The organism is Serratia sp. X10, from assembly GCF_017811775.1.
Taxonomy (GTDB): Bacteria; Pseudomonadota; Gammaproteobacteria; order Enterobacterales; family Enterobacteriaceae; genus Serratia; species Serratia ureilytica.
This window is the reverse complement of record NZ_JAEIOH010000002.1, coordinates 210,117-231,959: the sequence shown is the minus strand read 5'-3', so window position 1 is coordinate 231,959 and position 21,843 is coordinate 210,117. Positions and strand designations below refer to the sequence as shown.

The following is a 21,843-nucleotide window of genomic DNA, read 5'->3' as shown; positions in this document are numbered from 1 at the left end:
CTTAAACGTTGTCGTCGTCCATCGGCTCAGCCGCGTCGTCGCCATCGTCCAGCGGCGTAGTGTCTTCTTCCACCGCTTCCGCGCCCGGTTCCAGGCTGTCCAGCTCTTCGTCTTCCACCGGCTCGGCCACGCGCTGCAGACCGACGACGTTTTCGTCTTCCGCCGTACGGATCAGCGTCACGCCCTGGGTGTTACGACCGACCACGCTGACTTCCGAAACGCGGGTACGCACCAGCGTGCCGGCATCGGTGATCATCATGATCTGGTCGCTGGTTTCCACCTGCACGGCGCCGACCACCTGGCCGTTACGCTCACTCACCTTGATGGAGATAACCCCCTGGGTGGCGCGTGACTTGGTCGGGTACTCGGTGACTGCGGTACGTTTACCGAAGCCGTTTTGCGTGACGGTCAGAATGTCGCCCTCACCGCGCGGCACGATCAGGGAGATCACGCTGTCGCCTTCGCCGAGGTTGATGCCGCGCACGCCGGTCGCGGTGCGGCCCATCGAACGCACCTGCGTTTCCGGGAAGCGCACCACTTTACCGTTGGCGGAGAACAGCATCACTTCGTTGGTACCATCGGTCAGATCAACGCCGATCAGCTCGTCGCCCTCGTTGAGGTTGACGGCGATAATGCCGGCGCTGCGCGGACGGCTGAACTCGGTCAGCGCGGTTTTCTTCACGGTACCGCTGGCGGTGGCCATGAACACGTGACGCCCTTCTTCATACTCGCGCACCGGCAGAATGGCGGTGATACGCTCATCGGCTTCCAGCGGCAACAGGTTGACGATTGGGCGGCCGCGCGCGCCACGGCTGGCTTCAGGCAGTTGATACACCTTCATCCAGTACAGGCGGCCACGGCTGGAGAAGCACAGGATCGTATCGTGGGTGTTGGCCACCAGCAGGCGATCGATAAAGTCTTCTTCTTTAATGCGCGCGGCGGACTTGCCTTTGCCGCCGCGGCGCTGAGCTTCATAGTCGGACAGCGGCTGATACTTCACGTAGCCCTGGTGAGACAGGGTCACCACCACATCTTCCTGGTTGATCAGGTCTTCGATGTTAATGTCGGAAGTATTGGCGGTGATCTCGGTGCGACGGCCGTCGTTGTACAGCTCTTTGACCGCCACCAGCTCTTCGCGGATCACTTCCATCAGGCGCTCTGGGCTTTCCAGAATAAAGATCAGCTCGGCGATAAAGTTGAGCAGCTCTTTATATTCGTCCAGCAGCTTTTCGTGCTCCAGGCCGGTCAGTTTCTGCAGACGCAGATCCAGAATCGCCTGAGCCTGCTGCTCGGTCAGGTAGTACTTGCCGTCCCGGATGCCGAACTCCGGCTCCAGCCACTCAGGGCGAGCGGCGTCGTCACCGGCGCGTTCCAGCATGGCGCTGACGTTACCCAGATCCCACGGCTGAGCCACCAGCGCGACTTTCGCTTCCGCCGGCGTCGGCGCACGGCGAATCAGCTCGATGATCGGGTCGATGTTGGCCAGCGCGATAGCCAGCGCTTCCAGAATATGGGCGCGGTCGCGGGCCTTGCGCAGTTCGAAGATGGTGCGGCGGGTGACCACCTCGCGGCGGTGGCGCACGAAGGCTTCGAGGATGTCTTTCAGGTTCAGCAGCTTAGGCTGCCCCTGATGCAGCGCGACCATGTTGATGCCGAAGGTGACCTGCAGCTGCGTCAGCGCATACAGGTTGTTCAGCACCACTTCGCCGACCGCGTCGCGTTTGACTTCGATCACGATGCGCATGCCGTCTTTATCGGACTCGTCGCGCAGCGCGCTGATGCCTTCCACGCGTTTTTCTTTCACCAGCTCGGCGATCTTTTCGATCAGACGCGCCTTGTTCACCTGATACGGGATCTCGTGAACGATGATGGTTTCGCGCCCGGTCTTGGCGTCGGCTTCCACTTCCGCGCGCGCGCGCAGGTAGACTTTCCCGCGCCCGGTGCGGTAGGCCTCTTCAATGCCGCGGCGGCCGTTGATGATCGCCGCCGTCGGGAAGTCCGGCCCCGGGATGTGTTCCATCAGCCCTTCGATGCTGATGTTTTCATCGTCGATATAGGCCAGGCAGCCGTTGACGACTTCCGCCAGGTTGTGCGGCGGAATATTGGTGGCCATGCCCACGGCGATGCCCGACGAGCCGTTGACCAGCAGGTTCGGGATCTTGGTCGGCATGACGGCCGGGATCTGCTCGGTGCCATCATAGTTAGGCACGAAGTCGACGGTTTCTTTTTCCAGATCCGCCAACAGTTCGTGAGCAATCTTGGACATGCGCACTTCGGTATAACGCATCGCCGCCGCGGAGTCGCCGTCGACGGAACCGAAGTTACCCTGGCCGTCCACCAGCATGTAGCGCAGTGAAAACGGCTGAGCCATACGCACGATAGTGTCGTAAACCGCGCTGTCACCGTGCGGGTGATATTTACCGATCACGTCCCCGACGACACGGGCCGATTTCTTGTATGGTTTATTCCAGTCGTTACCCAATACGCTCATCGCGTACAGAACGCGGCGGTGAACCGGCTTCAGTCCATCACGAACATCTGGCAGCGCACGTCCGACAATAACGGACATCGCATAGTCCAGATACGAGTTTTTCAACTCGTCTTCGATGTTTACCGGTGTGATTTCTCTGGCAAGGTCGCTCATGGAGCTGCTATCCCTCTACTAATGATTCATCTGCCCGCTGCCATAGTGGCAAAGGTGTAAAACTATATCACAAAGCACGCTTTACGGGAAAATAACCGCCGCTGTTTCACGGAAATTGTGCAGATAAGTGCGCTAAAAACGCATCGGCACAGACGATGCCGCGCCGGAACATGTATAATCCGCGCAACGAGAACAAGGAGCCAGACAAGCCCATGAACGCAGAATCATCCAGCCGAGTGCAAAACGTTGACCACCAGGAAATCGCCAAGTTCGAGGCCGTCGCCTCCCGCTGGTGGGATCTGGAAGGCGAGTTCAAACCGCTGCACCGCATCAACCCGCTGCGCCTGAACTACATCATGCAGCGCGCCGGCGGCATTTTTGACAAGCAGGTGCTCGACGTGGGCTGCGGCGGCGGCATTCTGGCGGAGAGCATGGCGCGCGAAGGCGCCAAGGTAACCGGGCTGGACATGGGCGCGGAGCCGCTGCAGGTCGCCCGGCTGCACGCGCTGGAAAGCGGCATGGACGTCACCTATGTGCAGGAGACGGTGGAAAGCCACGCTCAGGTCAACCCGCAGCGCTACGACGTGGTCACCTGCATGGAGATGCTGGAGCACGTGCCGGATCCGGCCTCGGTGGTGCGCGCCTGCGCCCAACTGGTGAAACCGGGCGGCCACGTGTTCTTCTCCACCATCAACCGCAACACCAAAGCCTGGCTGATGGCGGTGATCGGCGCGGAGTACGTGCTGAAGATGGTGCCGCAGGGCACCCACGATCATAAGAAGTTTATTCGCCCTTCCGAACTGATCGGCTGGGTCGACGGCACGCCGCTGCGCGAAAAGCACATGATCGGCCTGCATTACAACCCGATCACCGATCATTTCAAGCTTGGGCGCAACGTTGACGTGAACTACATGGTGCACACCCAGCACGAAGGCTGAGCGCTGTAAACCGCGCCGGCCCTGCGTTATCGGGGTTCGGCGCCAACGCGCTGTTAGGAAAAATACCTAATTTCCACGACTTCGATCAAAATCGCGGTTGTAGACAGTTTTTTAGAATATTAAATCAGATCAATATGCCGTTTTTTTCTAACGTTTAATAAAGCGCCAAACGATCGGTTTTTTCAGTTTTTCAGTAAAATCTGATCTCGCTTATTGACAAGCTTGTCGCGCCAGTCACGGCGCGCACTGCGAACGGCAAGTTACATTTCACCCCCAAGTTATCCACAAATTAGGCCGGTTTTGTTCACTTGCAAACGCCGTTTTTTCTCACTATCTTGTTACCTCACCGACATACAACCCCTATATATAGTGTTTACATACTGAGCAGAGCGACTACACTTCTGCTTAGGGGCACCATACGGACAGGTAAAACACCACATGAACCAAAGTCTGCTTGTAACTAAACGCGATGGCCGTAAAGAGCGCATCAACCTCGACAAAATCCACCGGGTCATCGATTGGGCCGCAGAAGGATTGCACAACGTCTCGGTTTCTCAAGTAGAGTTGCGTTCCCACATTCAGTTTTATGACGGCATCAAAACCGCCGACATTCACGAAACCATCATCAAAGCCGCTGCCGATCTGATCTCCCGCGATGCGCCGGACTATCAGTACCTGGCCGCTCGCCTGGCGATCTTCCACCTGCGTAAAAAGGCTTACGGTCAGTTCGAACCGCCGAAGCTGCACGCTCACGTGACCCGCATGGTCCAGATGGGCAAATACGATAAACATCTGCTGGAAGACTACAGCGCTGAAGAGTTCGAGCAGATGGACTCCTTTATCGATCACTGGCGCGACATGAACTTCTCTTATGCCGCCGTCAAGCAGCTGGAAGGCAAGTATCTGGTGCAGAACCGCGTCAGCGGCGAGATCTACGAAAGCGCCCAGTTCCTGTACATGCTGGTGTCCGCGTGCCTGTTCTCCAACTACCCGCGTGAAACTCGTCTGGACTACGTCAAACGTTTCTACGACGCGATTTCCACCTTCAAGATTTCGCTGCCTACGCCGATCATGTCCGGCGTGCGCACCCCAACCCGCCAGTTCAGCTCCTGCGTGCTGATCGAGTGCGGCGACAGCCTGGACTCCATCAACGCCACCTCCAGCGCCATTGTGAAATACGTTTCGCAACGCGCCGGCATCGGCATCAACGCCGGCCGCATCCGCGCGCTGGGCAGCCCGATCCGTGGCGGTGAAGCCTTCCATACCGGCTGCATCCCGTTCTACAAACACTTCCAGACCGCCGTCAAATCCTGCTCGCAGGGCGGCGTGCGCGGTGGCGCGGCAACGCTGTTCTACCCGATGTGGCACCTGGAAGTGGAAAGCCTGCTGGTGCTGAAAAACAACCGCGGCGTTGAAGGCAACCGCGTGCGCCACATGGACTACGGCGTGCAGTTGAACCGTCTGATGTACCAGCGCCTGATCAAAGGCGAAGACATCACTCTGTTCAGCCCGTCCGACGTGCCGGGGCTGTATGACGCGTTCTTCGCCGATCAGGACGAATTCGAGCGCCTGTACACCCAGTACGAGAAAGACGACAGCATTCGCCAGAAGCGCGTGAAAGCGGTTGAGCTGTTCTCGCTGATGATGCAAGAACGCGCCTCTACCGGCCGTATCTACATCCAGAACGTCGACCACTGCAACACCCACAGCCCGTTCGATCCGCAGATCGCGCCGGTGCGCCAGTCCAACCTGTGTCTGGAAATCGCCCTGCCGACCAAACCGCTGGAAGACGTCAACGACGAAAACGGCGAGATAGCGCTGTGCACCCTGTCCGCCTTCAACCTGGGCGCGATCGACAGCCTGGACGATCTGGAAGAGCTGGCGACCCTGGCGGTACGTTCGCTGGACGCCCTGCTGGATTATCAGGATTATCCGATCAAGGCCGCGCACCGTGGCGCGATGGGTCGCCGCACCCTGGGCATCGGCGTCATCAACTTCGCCTATTATCTGGCGAAGAACGGCGTGCGCTACTCCGACGGCAGCGCCAACAACCTGACCCATAAGACGTTCGAAGCCATTCAGTACTACCTGCTGAAAGCCTCCAACCGTCTGGCGCAGGAACAAGGCGCTTGCCCGTGGTTCAACGAAACCACCTATTCGCAGGGCATCCTGCCGATCGACACCTACAAGAAAGACCTGGATGCGATCTGCAGCGAGCCGCTGCACTACGACTGGGAAACCCTGCGTAAAGAGATCCAGGAAACCGGCCTGCGCAACTCGACGCTGTCCGCCCTGATGCCGTCGGAAACCTCTTCGCAGATTTCCAACGCCACCAACGGCATCGAGCCGCCGCGCGGCCACATCAGCATCAAGGCGTCGAAAGACGGCATCCTGCGCCAGGTTGTGCCGGAGTATGAGCGTCTGAAAGACAACTACGAGCTGCTGTGGGAAATGCCGAGCAACGACGGCTATCTGCAGCTGGTGGGGCTGATGCAGAAATTCATCGACCAGTCGATTTCGGCCAACACCAACTACGATCCGACCCGCTTCCCGGGCGGCAAGGTGCCGATGAAGCAGCTGTTGAAAGACCTGCTCACCACCTACAAGTTCGGCGTGAAAACGCTGTACTACCAAAACACCCGCGACGGCGCGGAAGACGCCCAGGAAGATTTGCAGCCTGCCAAGGCCGGCGATGATGACTGCGAAAGCGGCGCCTGCAAGATCTAAAGTTTGACCTAGCGGGCCGGAATTTTCCGGCCCCTTCATTTAGCCACGTTACGATGGATTCAGGCTTATGGCTTACACCACTTTTTCTCAGACCAAAAACGACCAGCTGCAAGAGCCGATGTTCTTCGGCCAGTCGGTAAACGTTGCGCGTTTCGACCAGCAAAAGCATGAAATCTTCGAAAAACTGATCGAAAAACAGCTCTCCTTCTTCTGGCGCCCGGAAGAGGTTGACGTCTCTCGCGATCGCATCGATTATCAGGCGCTGCCGGAGCACGAGAAGCACATCTTCATCAGCAACCTGAAGTATCAGACCCTGCTGGACTCCATTCAGGGCCGCAGCCCGAACGTCGCTCTGCTGCCGCTGATCTCGATCCCTGAACTGGAAACCTGGGTGGAAACCTGGTCGTTCTCCGAGACCATCCACTCCCGTTCCTACACCCACATCATCCGCAACATCGTCAACGATCCGGCGCTGGTGTTCGACGACATCGTCACCAACGAAGAGATCAAGAAGCGCGCGAAAGACATTTCCGGCTACTACGACGATCTGATCGAGATGACCAGCTACTATCACCTGCTGGGTGAAGGCACCCACCAGGTGAACGGTAAAACCGTCACCGTCAATCTGCGTGCGCTGAAGAAGCAGCTGTACCTGTGCCTGATGAGCGTGAACGCGCTGGAAGCGATCCGCTTCTACGTCAGCTTTGCCTGCTCCTTCGCGTTCGCCGAGCGCGAATTGATGGAAGGCAACGCCAAAATCATCAAACTGATCGCCCGCGACGAAGCGCTGCACCTGACCGGCACCCAGCACATGCTGAACCTGATGCGTTCCGGCGCCGACGATCCTGAAATGGCGGAGATCGCCGAGGAGTGCCAGCAAGAGTGCTACGATCTGTTCGTGCTGGCCGCTCAGCAGGAGAAAGAGTGGGCGGAATACCTGTTCCGCGACGGCTCGATGATTGGCCTGAACAAAGACATCCTGTGCCAGTATGTGGAATACATCACCAATATCCGCATGCAGGCGGTCGGCCTCGGTCTGCCGTTCGAAACCCGCTCCAACCCGATCCCGTGGATCAACGCCTGGTTGGTGTCCGACAACGTGCAGGTAGCGCCGCAGGAAGTGGAAGTGAGCTCCTACCTGGTTGGCCAGATCGACTCGGAGATCAACGCCGACGACCTGAGCGACTTCGAACTGTAAGCGATGGCGACGCCAACCGTAACGCTGCGCGCCGCCGGCACGCAGCTCTCTTGCCCTAACAGTGAAAACTGCCTGCTCGACGTGCTGGAACGGCACGACGTGCAGGTGGAGTACCAATGCCGCTCCGGCTATTGCGGCGCCTGCCGCCTGAAGCTGGTGAAAGGCGAAGTGGCCTACCGCCAACAGCCGCTGGCGTTTATCAACGCCGGTGAAATCCTGCCCTGCTGCTGCATGCCGCTGACGGATATCGAGCTGGAAATGTAAAGTCGGGTGCCGGAAACCACGCCTGGAGACCAGAAGGCGGGGTTGCCCCCGCCCTAGGATTACCGCTTCACCTCACACGCCAACCTGATCAGGATAGTGATATTTTCCTGGTAGATTTTCAGCTCGCACAGCGAGTCTCTTATCATCCAGATAAATAACAAAACCGTAATACATACAACGGTTAGCGAGTGAAACACATGCCTTAAGCGCATGCTTGCCTCCTTGCTGTGAAGGGGCTACCATACCGGTGTCTAGGCGGTATGTGCAGCCCCATTCTGATTGAGAGTCAGTCTGGGGCTTTCATCTATCCGCCTTGTCACACAATGCCCAAGACGAACAGTCTCAAGCACCCGTCAAGAGAGTAACAGCATTCCCTCACCGCGAATATCCCCTATAAGGTTATGATTAATCAGGGATATATAACTATCCTCAAAGTATTTCGCTTAGCGCCCCTTTCCCGCCGATGAGGAAAAATAACGCGCCGGGGAATCGCCGAAGGCTTTACGAAACATGGCGATAAAATTGCTCGGCGAGGCATACCCCAGCGCCTCCGCAATCTGCAGCACCGTTTCGCCTTCGGCCAGCTTCGCCAACGCATATGACAACCGAGCCTGCTGACGCCACTGGGCAAAACTCAACCCCGTCTCGCCGATCATCAGCCGCCGCAGGGTACGCGGCGACATCGCCCCCCATTCAGCCCACGCCTCCAGTGAACGTTCGCTCCCCGGTTGCGCCAGCAAGGCCTGCAGAACGCCGGCCAGGCGCGGATGGGACGACATCGGTAAATACAGCGGCTCCGTCGGCGCCAGCCGTATCTCGTCACGCATCACCTGCGCCATACGCTCCTGCTCCAGGGTAAGCGCGCTGCGTTTGTCCCAACCTTCCGCACGCTGAGCCAGCGCCTGCAGCACTGCGCTGATGCCGATAACGCAAGGTGTATTCGACAGCTTGTGGCAGGCCTCCGGCGCCAGCAGTAAACTCCAGCCGCTCAGCGCGCCGCAAACCTGCACCCGGTGCTCCGTCGCCGGCGGGATCCAACCCGCCCGCTGAGGCGGCAGCACCCAATCGCCCTGCGCCGTGCTTACATGCAGCAAACCGCTTTCAACGCACAGCAACTGCCCGCGCACATGCTGATGCCAGTCGTATTCGCGCGTGCCCAACCGATACTCCCGGCCTGCCGCGTCGCGGCCGCCAAGGGCGATCAGCCAGGGGCCCGCCGACCATTCGCTGCAGTCAGCGTCGAGGGCGTGAAGGTTCGCATTCATATTGGCCACTAATCACTATTTTTAGTCCAGATACCGTTATACCAACCTTTTCCTGCACCGACATAATGAAATGCTTCCGGCCGCTACCGTCTGGCCACTGACTCACGAGGGAACATGATGACAACATTCAGCATTGGCATTATCGGCGCCGGGCCCGGCGGCCTGTGTCTGGCTCAGGGACTGCGCCGCTTCGGCATCCACGCCACGGTGTTTGAACGCGACACCACACCGCAAGCACGCGATCAGGGCTACCGGCTGCGCATCGATCCGTCGGGCCAGCAGGCGCTGGCCGCCTGCCTGCCGCCGGCGCACTACCGCTTGCTCTGCGCCGGCAGCGCGCAAAACAGCGGCGAGAGCAATCTATGGGATCCGCAGCTTGCCCCGCTCACCGGCCGGCGCCCCGAGCACTGGTTGCCCTCCAGCCAGCGCCAAACGCAAGAACCGGGCGGCGATCTCGGCATTCATCGCCAAACGCTGCGCGAGATCCTGCTTGCCGGCCTGCAAGACCGGGTGCGTTTCGGCCATACCTTGCGTGAATTTGCACAAACGCCGCAGGGTGTGGAACTTCAGTTCGCCAACGGCGAGCACGTGCGGGTCGATGTGCTGATCGCCGCCGACGGCGTCAACTCGCTGGTGCGGCGGCGCTGCCTGCCCGAGGCGGGGCCCGAAGACAGCGGTGCGGTCACCCTCTACGGCAAAACGCCGCTCGATGCGGCGACCCGCGCCCAATTGGCCCCTGAGCTGCTGAACGGCGTATCGGTGATCTTCGCCGACGGCATGTCGCTGGTGGTTGAACCGATGCGCTTTCAGGCCCCCATGGCGCAACTGGCGGCCGACTACGCGCCCGATTGCCGCCTCTCGCCGGTCGACGACTATCTCTATTGGGCCTGTATCGGATCGGCTGATCGTCTCGGCGGGGCCCCGGGACTGGAGGAGAGCACCGCGTTGCAGGCGCGCGTGCGGCATATCTCGCAAGGCTGGGCGCCCACCTTGCAAACGGCGTTAGCGCTGGCGGATCCCCTGTCGCTCAGCGTGCGGACGGTGCAGGTTACGGCGGCGATGCCGGAATGGCACAGCGAACGCATCGCCTTTCTCGGCGACGCCGTGCACGCCATGAGCCCGGCGGGTGGGCTCGGCGCCAACACCGCGCTGGTAGACGCCGCCAGCCTGGCGGCGCATCTGGCGCACTCAGACAGCGCCGCGCAGGCGCTCAGGAACTACGGTACAGAGCTGCAAACGCGAGGCGCGGCGGTAATACGTCTTTCACGCCTGGCGTCCGAACGGCTACAACAAAACAGTGAGGCAGACAACTCAGCGCCATGAGCGTCACTCGATAATTTCCACCACCTCCAGCCAGGCGTTTTTACCGCACGCCTGGCCCCCATTCAGCCAACGGCGCAGCATATCCAGCGCCAGCATCGCCACCGACTCCTGCCGCAGCCGCAGCCCGTGGCGCGACGCGCGATAACGCACGGTCTGGCCAATCCCGCCGCGCGGCGTGTGCAGCGCAATGCTCACCTGCTCATCGCGCATGGCGCTGACCGCCAACGCCAACGGCGCGCCGGTCAATTCCGCCAGCGAGCGGGCGCGCGCCAGCGTCGTTTCCAGCGTTTCGATGCAATGGGCCGGCAGCAGCTCTCCCCCCGCCAGCGGCGCGCCTTCGCTCTGCAGCTGCAGGTTGATCAAGCCGCCGCTGAATTGCTCGCTCAACGCCAGCTTCAGCCCTTGCTGATTCAGGCGCTGCGTCAGCGTCGCCGGCAACCCGACGGTGCCTTCGAAGATGCAGTTGTCCCCCGCCACCTCGCGCACGCGTCGCCAGGCCAGCTCCATCTCCGCGCGCCGGCTTTCCGGCCCGGTCAGCTTCAGCTCAATGATCGGGCTGGACGAGCGGTACCCCAGCACCACGTCCGGCGGCAGCGGCAGGCTATCCAGTTCGGCGGCCAGATCGCTCTCGGAGGTGCCGAACGTCGTCAGGCGCAGGCACAGCGGCGGCGCTGGCAAAGTGAAGCGCTGGCGCAGACGCGGCACGATCTGCTGTTCGACCATCACTTTGAATTCCGAAGGCACGCCGGGGGTGAAGAACATCAGGCATTGGTTCAGCTGCAACGCGAAACCGCAGGCGGTGCCCACCGGGTTATCCAGCATTTCCGCATTGGCCGGGATCTGCGCCTGCTTGCGGTTGGAAGGGGCCATCGGCCGCCCGCGCTCGGCGAAATAGGCTTCCATGCGCGCCAGCCAGTCGGCCCGTTCAATCAGCTCTACGCCGCAGGCTTTCGCGGCGGCCAGCGCGCTCAAATCGTCACTGGTCGGCCCCAGGCCGCCGTTGACGATCAGCACATCGGCGATATGGCTGCGTTCCTGCAGGATCTCGATCAAAGCAGAGAGGCTGTCCCCTACCGTTTCCCGCCCGCTCATCGGCACGCCCTGCTGGAACAGGTAGTCCGCCAGCCAGGCGGCGTTGGTATCAATAATTTGCCCGTGCAGCACCTCATCGCCGGTGCTGAGCATCTCCACCCTTAACATTGATCTCTCCCGCATTTTTTGGTCATTCCACTATAGAAGCCCGTAAATAACTTTTCACTAGCCGCCGTCGGATTATTTCCGCCATCGCGTCGTTCATCATGCGCCATGCCGCCCGCAAGGTCGTAAACTTTAGTTTACAATGCGCGTAACGCCGGTTTGACACAAATTAGGGCTTCCACTATCCTGCCATCCTCATAAATCGTTACCTATAATTTTCAAAATCTTTCGGCTGGTAGAGAAAAAACGTGAAGAATCGCACTCTTGGCAGTGTTTTTATCGTGGCGGGCACCACCATTGGCGCCGGGATGTTGGCGATGCCGCTGGCGGCGGCCGGCGTCGGTTTCGGCGTCACGCTGGCCTTACTGGTCGGGCTGTGGCTGTTGATGTGTTACACCGCGCTGTTACTGGTAGAGGTTTACCAGCATGAGCAGGCGGATACCGGTCTGGGCACGCTCGCCAAACGTTATCTCGGCGGCGGCGGCCAGTGGCTGACCAGCTTTAGCATGATGTTCCTGATGTACGCCCTCACCGCCGCCTACATTAGCGGCGCCGGCGAACTGCTCGCCACCAGCATCAGCCAATGGACATCGCAGGACTTCCCGGTGTCGCTCGGCGTCCTGCTGTTCACCCTGGTGGCCGGCGGCGTGGTGTGCATCGGCACCCACTCGGTCGACTTATTCAACCGCATCCTGTTCAGCGCGAAAGTGGTGTTTCTGGTGGTGATGCTCGGCCTGATGTTGCCGAATATCCACCAGACCAATCTGATGACGTTGCCGCTGGAGCAAGGCCTGGCGTTATCGGCCATTCCGGTGATCTTCACCTCATTTGGCTTCCACGGCAGCGTGCCGAGCATCGTCAACTACATGGGCGGCAACATTCGCAAACTGCGTTGGGTGTTCATCATCGGCAGCGCCATCCCGCTGATCGCCTATATCTTCTGGCAACTGGCGACGCTGGGCAGCATCAGCTCCGACACCTTCGTCGGCATCCTGGCGCAGCAGGCCGGGCTAAATGGCCTGTTGCAAGCGGTGCGTGATGCCGTAGCTTCGCCGCACGTTGAACTGGCGGTGCACCTGTTCGCCGATCTGGCGCTGGCGACCTCGTTCCTCGGCGTTGCGCTTGGGCTGTTCGATTTCCTGGCTGACCTGTTCAAGCGGCAAGATAACGTGCGTGGCCGCCTGCAAACCGGCGCCATCACCTTCCTGCCGCCGCTGGCCTTCGCGCTGTTCTACCCGCGCGGTTTCGTGCTGGCGCTGGGTTTCGCTGCCATCGCCCTGTCGGTACTGGCGCTGCTGCTGCCTTCGCTGCTGGTGTGGAAAACCCGCCAAAAGCATCAGGCGCAGTATCGCGTCTGGGGCGGCACCCCTGCGCTGGCGCTGGTGTTTGTCTGTGGGGTAACGGTGATCGCCATCCAACTGGGTATCGCCAGCGGCATGCTGCCGGCGGTCGGGTAAGCGACGAAAGACAAGGAATGATAAAGAGAAAGGGGCCGCAATGGCCCCTTTTTGCTCAGCGTCAGAAGCTCAGACCGACACCGACATAAGGGCCATCGGCCAGGGTGTTGTCACGACGCCCGTCTTTGCCTTCCATCTGCATGTAACGGTAGCCCACGTCCACGCTCAGCGGACGGAACTTCCAGCGCAGGCCGCCGCTGGCTTCGTTATAGGCCTTCACGCCGCTGGTGAAAGACTCAGGGGCAAAGTAACCTTCGCCGTGCAGGCTGAAGTAACGGTTAATTTCCCACTCCAGGCCGCCGCCCAGCGCCACCGCCCCGCCGCTTTTCCCGTCTTTCGGGCTGAGGTACAGCGCTTTGGCGCCCACGGTCGCCGTCAACGGCCCCAGCGGCACGCCGAAGTTCAACCCCACGCTGCCGACGTTGCCGTCGTGGTCGCTGCGCGCCCAGTTGCCGGTCAGGCCCAGACCTGAAGAGCCGGTGCTCATGCCAACGCCCAGGTTGGTGTAGTGTTGCCCGGCTTCGCCCGACACGCTGATGGCGTTCGCCGCGCCGGTCACAAACAGCAATCCTGCCGCGCACGCGACCCAAGTCTTTTTCATCATCTTTCCCTCTGGTTTGTCATCCGTACCGAATGATCGAATCAACGCAAAATAATAACGTCATGAGTCTATACCAAAGCGCAATGAGTATTTAAGGGATAAAAGCGAAAAAATTCTTCAATAATCAAATAAATGTAAAAATTTGCAAACAAAAATCCATATTCGTCAAGGCGATGCCAACGATAACCGAGACCTATTTGCCGTCGCTCGGCAATAGGGCTACAACTAGTAGTGGCTTTGACCAAGGTCAGGGGAAGAAGCCCCGCCAAAGGACTATGCTGATGAACGCTTAAACCGCCCGAGTCTTTACTTAACTGCACTACGATAAGGAGCAAGTGATGAGCAAGAAAGGACTGACCACCGCAGCCGGCGCCCCGGTTGTCGATAACAATAACGTGATCACCGCGGGCAAACGCGGCCCGATGCTGTTGCAGGACGTGTGGTTCCTGGAAAAACTGGCCCACTTCGACCGCGAGGTCATCCCCGAGCGCCGCATGCACGCCAAAGGATCCGGCGCCTACGGCACCTTTACCGTCACCCATGACATCACCCGCTACACGCGCGCCAAGATCTTCTCCGAAATCGGTAAGCAGACCGACATGTTTATCCGCTTCTCCACCGTCGCCGGTGAGCGCGGCGCGGCCGACGCCGAACGCGACATTCGCGGTTTTGCCATGAAGTTCTATACCGAAGAAGGCAACTGGGATTTGGTGGGCAACGATACGCCGGTGTTCTATCTGCGCGATCCGCTGAAATTCCCCGATCTCAATCACGTGGTGAAACGCGATCCGCATACCAACCTGCGTAATCCGGTGTACAAGTGGGATTTCTTCTCTCACCTGCCGGAATCGCTGCACCAGCTGACCATCGACTTCAGCGATCGCGGCATTCCCAAGTCCTACCGCCACATGCACGGTTTCGGCAGCCACACCTTCAGCTTTATCAATGCCGCCAACGAGCGCTTCTGGGTGAAATTCCACTTCCGCTGCGAACAAGGCATTGAAAACCTGATGGATGAAGAAGCGGAAGCGATCATCGCCAAGGATCGCGAAAGCTCACAGCGCGATTTGTTCGATGCGATCAAACGCGGCGACTTCCCGCGCTGGAAACTGCAGATCCAGATCATGCCGGAGCATGAGGCCTCGCAGACGCCGTATAATCCGTTCGATCTGACCAAGGTCTGGCCGCACGGCGACTATCCGCTGATCGACGTCGGCTTTTTCGAGCTGAACCGCAACCCCGACAACTACTTCTCCGAGGTTGAGCAGGTGGCGATGAACCCCGCTAACGTAGTGCCGGGCATCAGTTTCTCGCCGGATAAAATGCTGCAGGGCCGCCTGTTCTCCTATGGCGATGCGCACCGCTACCGCCTGGGCGTCAACCACCACCAGATCCCGGTGAACGGCGCCAAATGCCCGTTCCACAACTATCATCGCGACGGCGCGATGCGCGTGGACGGCAACAGCGGCAACGGCGCAACCTACGAACCGAACAGCTTCGGCTTGTTCCAGGAGCAGCCGGACTTCAGCGAACCGCCGCTGAGCATTGAAGGCGCGGCCGACCACTGGAATCATCGTGAAGACGACGATTACTACAGCCAGCCGCGCGCGCTGTTCAACCTGCTGAGCGCCGAAGAGCACCAGCGCATGTTCACCCGCATCGCCGGCGAACTGTCGCAGGTGCCGGAACACATCCAGCGCCGTCAGGTCGAGCTGTTCACCAAGGTGCACCCGGACTACGGCGCCGGCGTCGCCAAGGCGTTGGGACTGAAATAACCCGCCGTCATCATTCGCTCAGCCGCCCTTTCGGGCGGCTTTTTTTATGCCTGACGCAGGCGCTCCGCCACCCACGCCTGCAACCGGCGGCGCGAAATCTTGATGCCGCCGTTTTTCAGCTCATCAGGCAGCGGAAGCAATGCCGTCGGGCGTTGGAAATTGGCGAGCTTATCCTGCGACCAGGCGAGCAGCGTCGCCAGCGACAGCGACGGATCGCCGTCGATCACCGCCACCGGCCGCTGGCCGAATTCGGCGTCCACCACCGGCACCACAAACGCCTGCGTGATCTGCGGATGCGCCGCCAGCACGCGTTCGATATCTTCCGGCTGCACCCCTTCGCCGCCGCTGAAAAACAGGTTGTCCAGCCGGCCGAGAATGCGCAGTTCCCCCTCCGCCATCGCGCCGCGATCGCGGGTCGCGAACCAGCCCTGTTCATCGGCCAACGGCTGCAGATGGCCATGACGCCAGTAGCCAAGCGCCAGGCTGTCGGCGCGGATCCAGACCTCTTCATCCACCAGTTTTACCTCGCGGCCGCCGAGCGGCAGGCCGACACCCGGCCGCGCATCGGCGCGCTTGGCGCACACCGTGGAGGCCAGTTCGGTCAGCCCGTAGCCGCACCAGCAACGGATCCCCGCCGCCTCCGCCCGTTCGGTCAGTTCCACCGGGATCATCGCGCCGCCGAGCAGCACCGCCTTCAGCGTCATGCCCGCCAGCGGTTGCGCCAACAGCCGCCACAGCTGGGTCGGCACCAACGAGGCATGCGTGCATCCCGCCAACGCCTCGTTCAGCGGGTGCATCTCGCGCACCGCCAACCGGGCGCCCGCCGCCAGCCAGCGCCAGACAATGCCCTGTCCGGAGACATGAAACAGCGGCAATGACAGCAGCCAGCAATCCTCGCGCTGAAACGCCATCAGCCCCAACACCCCGGCGGCGCTGGCCAGATGGTTGGCATAGCTGTGCGCGGCCGCTTTCGGCATGCCGCTGGAACCGGAAGTCAACGTCAGCGTCGCCAGACGCTGCGCATCCCACGTCGGCAGGTCTGGCCAACGCGGCTCGGTCGACGGCGGGGTCAATCGAATCACGTCTTCCGGCAGCGCCGGCAACGAGTCTGGGCCGAAGACAAAGGTCATATCCAATTCCGGCAACAGCTGCGCCAGCAGCGGCGTCGGCAAGGCGGGATTGAGCGGCAGCAGGCGTGCGCCGCACTGCAACAGCGCCAGATAGGCCAGCAGCAGTGGATAGCTGTTTTTACCGCACAGCGCCACGCCGCAGCCCGGTTCAACGCCCTGATGCTGGAAATCCGCCGCCAGCTCATCCACCTGGCTCTGCAACGTCAGCCAGCTCAGCGGTTGTTCGCCGAGCATCAGCGCCGTCGCCTGCGGCTGAGTGCGCGCCCAGTGTCGCCACGGCCAATCGTTCAACGGCGCCATAGGCACTCCAGCGCCGAGACATCCAGCAGCGGCAACGCGCTGCCCGGCCACGGGCGCAGCACCTGCGCCTGCATCAACCCCAGCGTGTCCAGGCCCGGCACGGTATCCGGCGTCAGCCAATGGGCAATGCGCGCCAGCTGGGTCAACCCCAGGCTGGATTCGAGGCTGGAGCTGATCACCGCCGTCAGGCCCGCCGCGTGCGCCTGCGCCACCAGCGTCTGGCAACGCGCCAGGCTGCCGACCAGCGTCGGCTTGATCACGATGGCCGCCACGCCCGGCTCGGCCTGCACCACAAAGTCCGCCTCCCGCACGCTCTCATCCCAGGCGATGGCGATACCGGTCGCCCGGGCGAAGTCGCGCGATTCATCACGGGTCTTGCAGGGCTCTTCCAGGAAGGCGATGCGATCGCGCCACGCCGGGCTAACGTACCTGGCGAAGCCGTCGGCCTTGGCGCGGGTCCAGCTGCGGTTGGCGTCCAGCCGCAGCCGAAGATCCGGCAGCGCCTCCAGCAACACGTTGACGATCATGCCGTCCCGCACCGCCTCATACAGCCCCACCTTCACCTTGGCGACTTTCTCGCCCGGTAAAGCGCTCAATGTCTCGAACAGCTCATCCGGATCGCCGGTGCACAGCGGCGCCTTGCGAAAATCCGCCTGCATCGGCAAACGCTGCTCCAGCTCGGCCTGCGCGCAGCTGAGCCCAAAGGCCACCGAGGGCAGCGCGCTGTGCTCCGGTTCGTTGCCCGCCAACCACGCCTGCAGCCAGTCCAATGCGGCCTGTTCGGCCTGCGCCGGCGTTTCCCGGCTGAATTCCGGCAGCGGTGCGATCTCGCCCCAGCCTTCACGTTCGCCCTGACACAGCTGCACCACCCATCCGTCACGCGTTTTCAACCGTTGATTGCGCAGCACCACGCCCGCCTCCATCGGCAGGCTGTAACGGTATAGCGCCGCGCTGCGGTTTGCCCCGCTCATTACGGGTTACGCTTGAATTTGCTGAAGTCCGGTTGGCGCTTCTCGTTGAACGCGTTGCGCCCTTCCTGCCCTTCGTCGGTCATGTAAAACAGCATGGTGGCGTTGCCCGCCAGCTCCTGCAAACCGGCCTGGCCGTCGCAGTCGGCATTCAGCGCCGCCTTCAGGCAGCGCAGCGCCATCGGGCTGTTCTGCAGCATTTCGCGGCACCAGCGCACCGTCTCTTTTTCCAGATCGGCCAGCGGCACGACGGTATTGACCAGGCCCATGTCGAGCGCGGCGGCGGCGTCGTACTGGCGGCACAGGAACCAGATTTCGCGCGCCTTCTTCTGGCCGACGATGCGCGCCATGTAAGACGCGCCCCAGCCGCCGTCGAACGATCCCACTTTCGGGCCGGTCTGGCCGAAGATGGCGTTATCCGCCGCGATGGTCAGATCGCACATCATGTGCAGCACGTGGCCGCCGCCGATCGAATAGCCGGCCACCATCGCCACCACCGGTTTCGGGCAGGTGCGGATCTGGCGCTGGAAGTCCAGCACGTTGAGGTGATGTACGCCGCTGTCGTCGCGATAGCCGCCGTAGTCACCGCGCACTTTCTGATCGCCGCCGGAGCAGAAAGCCTTATCGCCAGCGCCGGTCAGAATAATGACGCCGATGCCGTCGTCGTAACGGGCGTTGGCCAGCGCGTCGATCATCTCTTTGACCGTTTGCGGACGAAACGCGTTGCGCACCTGCGGCCGGTTGATGGTGATTTTGGCGATGCCGTCGGCGGACTTGTGATACAGAATGTCTTCGAAATCGCCGGTGCAATCTTGCCAGGCGATGGCGGCATACAGGTGTTCTTCATTCGGATAAAGCATGTTCGGTTCCTTTAACCAGGGTTAACGAGAAAGGTCTGCAGCTCGGCGACGAAATCCTGCGGATTGGCCAGATGCGCGTTGTGGCCGGCCTGCGGCACGATGCGCAACGGCAACCCGGCGTCGCGCGCCAGCCGTTGAAATTTGGGGTCGTTCTCACCGCACAGCACCCGCAGCGGCACGGTCAGTTGGCGCAGCTGCGGCGCCAGATAAGGCTGTCTGCCGAGCGATGTGGCTTCGAGCATGTCGGCAATCGCCGGGCCGCTGTTGATCGAACGCGCGGCGATCAGCGCCTGGCGGTGCACATGGCTAAGCTCTTTGAACACCGGCTGCTGATACCAGTCCGCCAGGACTTCGGCAATCGGCTCACTGCGAAAACGCGCCGCCCATCGCGCATCCTGCTCGCAACGATCGCGGCGCTGTTGTTCGTCCTCAAGCCCCGGATTGCCGCCCTCGACGATCACGCCTTGCAGGCCGTCATGGCGGCCGTGGCAAGCGTGATACATGGCGATGCGCCCGCCGAGCGAGTAGCCCACCAGCCAATAACGTTCAATATTGCGCAGTTGCAGGGTCGCGGCGATTTGCGCGCTGATGTCGTCAAAGCCGCGGCAGCTCACCGCCACAGAATCGCCGTGGCCGGGCAGATCGATGGCCAGCGACGGCCATTCCGGGCAACGCGCGGCGATCACCCGCCATTCATTGTTGTTGCCCAGCAGGCCGTGCAGCCATACCAGCCACGGACGCCCCGCTTCGCCCTGTTGCAAAATTCGCGTCGCCAGCATCATTGCACCGCCATCTGTTGCACCAGGAATTGCAGACTCTCGGCCCCTGCGCTCGGCGACACCTGCAGTTCTATCAGCGTGGCACCGCCGCGCCGCCAGCCTTGTTCAACCGCCTGTTGCAGTTGGCTCCAGTTCTCCGGCCGCGCGTAGCCAAGCTGGAACATCGCCGCCGCGTGGCTGAACTCGATATTTTGCGGCATGCAGTAAAAGCGCTGCCGTTCCTCTTCCGGCGTCGGCAGCAGCGAGAAAATTTGGCCACCGTTATTGTTGACGACGATCAGCACCGTCGGCGCCGAACAGTGGCGCAACAACGCCAGCGCATTGAGGTCATACAACGCGGAAAGGTCGCCCACCACCGCCAACGTCGGCCGGGCGGTGGCGCGCTGTACGCCGGCGGCGGTGGAAATCAGACCGTCGATGCCGCTGGCGCCGCGGTTGCTGAATACCGGGTAAGCGACAGGCAGCGTGGTTAACGCGTCGATCAGTCGCACCACCAGGCTGTTGCCGAGGAACAGCTGGCCGTTCTCCGGCAGCAGTTCCGGCAGGCGGTGCGCCAGCTGCGCTTCGCCAAAGTTATCGTGCAGATGCGTGGACGCCGCCGTCAGCGCCTTATCCGCCAAGGCCGCCAGCCCGGCGGCCCACGGTGCGCGCGGTTGCGCCGGATGCTGCGCCAACCACTGCGCCACCCCGGCACGCAGACGCCGCCCCCGGTGCTGGGCCGGATCGAGCCGCCCCGGCAGCTCGTCGATGACCCAATACTCTTCCGGCCGACACTGCGCCTGCCACTGCAGCAGGCGTTTACCGGTCAGACTGCCGCCGAACTGCACCACCAGCTGCGCGTCTTGCAACACGCGCTGCGCCTGCGGATGAGCGAGCCATAAATCGGCGCAGGGCAGCGGTTGCCCGGTCTGCGACAGCACATCGCCGATCAGCGGCCAGCCCAGCGTCTCGGCCCAGTCGGCCAGCCGTGCGCCCTCTTCCGCGCTCATGCGGCCGGCCAGCACCACGCCGCGTTTTTGCCGCCAGAAGAACCAGTCCGGCTGCGGCGACGGCGCCGCACGCGTCTCGCTTTCCTGCAGCCAAGGCCGATCGCTCTGCCACCAGTCGCCCAGCGCGGCGGACCAATCGGCATACTGACGCTCATCACCGCCGTACAGCGGTTCGGCGAACGGGCAGTTGATATGCAACGCGCCTTGCTGCAGGCGCGCCATCGCGCTGTCGACGCTGGAGGCCAGCCACGCGGCCGGAATATCCGGCGTAGGACGCGGCAGATCGATCGCCAACGTCGGGTGGCTGCTGTAGAGGCCGTTTTGACGGATCGCCTGATTGGCGCCGCAGTCGATCAGTTCCGGCGGCCGATCGGCGGTGAGAAACACCAGCCGCTCACCGGTCAGGCCGGCCTCGATTAAAGCCGGGTAAAGGTTCGCCGCCGCGGTGCCGGACGTGACAATCACCGCTACCGGCTCACGCGCCGCCTTCGCCAGCCCAAGCGCCAAATGGCCGAGCCCGCGTTCATCAAAGTGGGTATGACAGATAAAAGATCGGTTGGCCGCAGCGGCCAGCGTCAACGGCGTGGAGCGCGATCCCGGAGCGATACAAACATGCCGCACCCCATGGCGGGCCAGCGCCTCGAGCAGCACAGCCGCCCACCGGCGATTAAAAACACTTGTCGACATAGTTCGCTCACAAGTCAGTTAGCAGAGATCGTCCCCGGCGCAGCCGACGGACGCCGCGCCTGTAGTTACGCTCTGTATTATATGAGGTGTTATTTTCACGGCTTTTGCGCCAGCGCAAAAACGCCGTATATCCCTGGGTGTTTACACCAGATAATTATTTGATTTAGAACAAAAAATAAACAATAAATACACAAACACTTTACACCTGCAGCGACATGGCCTCAATCCGCCCGCACAAAAAACAGGGGAATAACGCCCCGCCTGCGGCGGCTAGCGGAAAGTATAGGCGGGATATGGAAGAACTATCGGAGAAACAGCGGGATGAAGCACACAGTCTGCAGAAAAGAACGAGGCGGCTTGCGCCGCCCCTGGATCGTGGTTTATTTGCGGGCCAGCAGCAGCCCCAGCACCAGCCCGACGGTGGCGCCGATGCCCACGCTGTGCCAGGGTTTATCCCGCACATAGTCGTCGGTGCGGTGCACCGCTTCTTTGGCGCGGGCATAGTAGGATTCGCCGGTGTTCACCCAGCGCGCCTTGACCTCACTCAGCGCCTGCTCGGCGTGCGACTTGATGTCGATGTAGGCCTGATCCGCGCGATCGCCGCTGTATTGCAACACTTCTTCCAGCGTTTCGGTCAGCATTCTCAGATCGTCATCCAGCGTAGTTTGCTCAGCATCCGTATGTCTTGCCATCGTGAGATCTCCGTGGTTGAAAAATTAAGCGTTCCTACACTATAGACAA

Annotated in this window: 18 protein-coding genes; 7 read left to right on the top strand and 11 right to left on the bottom strand. The window is 61.3% G+C overall.

Translation table 11 applies throughout. The annotated features are described in order from the left end of the window. Window position 1 precedes the first annotated feature (1 nt). The gene (gene gyrA, locus J9788_RS06585; RefSeq protein WP_033643840.1) at window positions 2–2,644 is read right to left on the bottom strand and encodes a DNA topoisomerase (ATP-hydrolyzing) subunit A; all 2,643 of its coding nucleotides are present in this window, start codon (window positions 2,642–2,644) and stop codon (window positions 2–4) included. Between the two features lie 212 nt (window positions 2,645–2,856). Between gyrA and ubiG the strand changes: the two genes are divergently transcribed. The 4 genes from ubiG to yfaE all read left to right on the top strand — a co-directional run bounded on the left by ubiG (window position 2,857) and on the right by yfaE (window position 7,771). Then, complete coding sequence (ubiG, locus tag J9788_RS06580; protein ID WP_044032019.1) at window positions 2,857–3,582, top strand: bifunctional 2-polyprenyl-6-hydroxyphenol methylase/3-demethylubiquinol 3-O-methyltransferase UbiG; 726 nt, start codon at window positions 2,857–2,859, stop codon at window positions 3,580–3,582. A 438-nt stretch (window positions 3,583–4,020) separates the two neighbouring features. Continuing rightward, a complete protein-coding gene (gene nrdA, locus J9788_RS06575; protein ID WP_182264122.1) occupies window positions 4,021–6,309 on the top strand; it encodes a class 1a ribonucleoside-diphosphate reductase subunit alpha in 2,289 nt (762 codons plus the stop codon). A 67-nt stretch (window positions 6,310–6,376) separates the two neighbouring features. Next, a complete protein-coding gene (gene nrdB, locus J9788_RS06570) occupies window positions 6,377–7,507 on the top strand; it encodes a class Ia ribonucleoside-diphosphate reductase subunit beta (RefSeq protein WP_004935915.1) in 1,131 nt (376 codons plus the stop codon). Between the two features lie 3 nt (window positions 7,508–7,510). Next, a complete protein-coding gene (yfaE, locus tag J9788_RS06565) occupies window positions 7,511–7,771 on the top strand; it encodes a class I ribonucleotide reductase maintenance protein YfaE (protein WP_004935919.1) in 261 nt (86 codons plus the stop codon). Window positions 7,772–7,830: 59 nt separating this feature from the next. Here yfaE and J9788_RS25165 read toward each other — a convergent pair whose 3' ends face one another. Continuing rightward, window positions 7,831–7,983: a Hok/Gef family protein gene (locus tag J9788_RS25165; protein WP_004935921.1), complete on the bottom strand. Its 153-nt coding sequence runs from the start codon at window positions 7,981–7,983 to the stop codon at window positions 7,831–7,833. Between the two features lie 231 nt (window positions 7,984–8,214). Continuing rightward, window positions 8,215–9,036 carry a helix-turn-helix domain-containing protein gene (locus tag J9788_RS06555; RefSeq protein WP_046896332.1) on the bottom strand — a complete coding sequence of 274 codons (822 nt, stop codon included), beginning with the start codon at window positions 9,034–9,036 and terminating at the stop codon, window positions 8,215–8,217. Window positions 9,037–9,150: 114 nt separating this feature from the next. Here J9788_RS06555 and J9788_RS06550 point away from each other — a divergent pair, with 114 nt between their 5' ends. Beyond that, window positions 9,151–10,359, top strand: a complete 1,209-nt coding sequence (locus tag J9788_RS06550; protein WP_235430892.1) for an NAD(P)/FAD-dependent oxidoreductase — start codon at window positions 9,151–9,153, stop codon at window positions 10,357–10,359. Between the two features lie 3 nt (window positions 10,360–10,362). On the opposite strand, the gene J9788_RS06545 is transcribed toward J9788_RS06550, so the two are convergent. Further along, window positions 10,363–11,559: a nicotinamide mononucleotide deamidase-related protein YfaY gene (locus J9788_RS06545; RefSeq protein ID WP_033651929.1), complete on the bottom strand. Its 1,197-nt coding sequence runs from the start codon at window positions 11,557–11,559 to the stop codon at window positions 10,363–10,365. 245 nt (window positions 11,560–11,804) lie between these two features. Between J9788_RS06545 and tyrP the strand changes: the two genes are divergently transcribed. After that, window positions 11,805–13,013 (top strand): tyrosine transporter TyrP, encoded by a 1,209-nt coding sequence (gene tyrP, locus J9788_RS06540; RefSeq protein ID WP_004935940.1) that lies wholly within the window; start codon window positions 11,805–11,807, stop codon window positions 13,011–13,013. 61 nt (window positions 13,014–13,074) lie between these two features. Here tyrP and J9788_RS06535 read toward each other — a convergent pair whose 3' ends face one another. Further along, complete coding sequence (locus tag J9788_RS06535; RefSeq protein WP_033643844.1) at window positions 13,075–13,614, bottom strand: YfaZ family outer membrane protein; 540 nt, start codon at window positions 13,612–13,614, stop codon at window positions 13,075–13,077. A gap of 338 nt (window positions 13,615–13,952) precedes the next feature. Here J9788_RS06535 and katA point away from each other — a divergent pair, with 338 nt between their 5' ends. Continuing rightward, entirely contained in the window at window positions 13,953–15,389 is a 1,437-nt protein-coding gene (gene katA / locus J9788_RS06530) for a catalase KatA (RefSeq protein ID WP_033651930.1), read from the top strand. A gap of 44 nt (window positions 15,390–15,433) precedes the next feature. On the opposite strand, the gene menE is transcribed toward katA, so the two are convergent. From menE to elaB, 6 genes are all read right to left on the bottom strand, one after another. Further along, on the bottom strand, window positions 15,434–16,819 hold the full coding sequence (menE, locus tag J9788_RS06525) for an o-succinylbenzoate--CoA ligase (RefSeq protein ID WP_046896329.1): 1,386 nt from the start codon (window positions 16,817–16,819) through the stop codon (window positions 15,434–15,436). Next, window positions 16,807–17,790, bottom strand: a complete 984-nt coding sequence (gene menC / locus J9788_RS06520; RefSeq protein ID WP_046896328.1) for an o-succinylbenzoate synthase — start codon at window positions 17,788–17,790, stop codon at window positions 16,807–16,809. The genes menE and menC overlap by 13 nt, the downstream gene beginning before the upstream one ends. After that, window positions 17,790–18,647, bottom strand: coding sequence for a 1,4-dihydroxy-2-naphthoyl-CoA synthase (gene menB, locus J9788_RS06515; RefSeq protein WP_033639797.1), 858 nt, complete (start codon window positions 18,645–18,647; stop codon window positions 17,790–17,792). The genes menC and menB overlap by 1 nt, the downstream gene beginning before the upstream one ends. An 11-nt stretch (window positions 18,648–18,658) precedes the next feature. Beyond that, window positions 18,659–19,429, bottom strand: a complete 771-nt coding sequence (gene menH, locus J9788_RS06510; RefSeq protein WP_046896327.1) for a 2-succinyl-6-hydroxy-2,4-cyclohexadiene-1-carboxylate synthase — start codon at window positions 19,427–19,429, stop codon at window positions 18,659–18,661. Then, window positions 19,426–21,102 carry a 2-succinyl-5-enolpyruvyl-6-hydroxy-3-cyclohexene-1-carboxylic-acid synthase gene (menD, locus tag J9788_RS06505; RefSeq protein WP_182264121.1) on the bottom strand — a complete coding sequence of 559 codons (1,677 nt, stop codon included), beginning with the start codon at window positions 21,100–21,102 and terminating at the stop codon, window positions 19,426–19,428. Before menD ends, menH begins: the two co-directional genes overlap by 4 nt. A gap of 380 nt (window positions 21,103–21,482) precedes the next feature. Beyond that, window positions 21,483–21,794: a stress response protein ElaB gene (elaB, locus tag J9788_RS06500; RefSeq protein ID WP_033643850.1), complete on the bottom strand. Its 312-nt coding sequence runs from the start codon at window positions 21,792–21,794 to the stop codon at window positions 21,483–21,485. Between the last annotated feature and the right edge of the window lie 49 nt (window positions 21,795–21,843).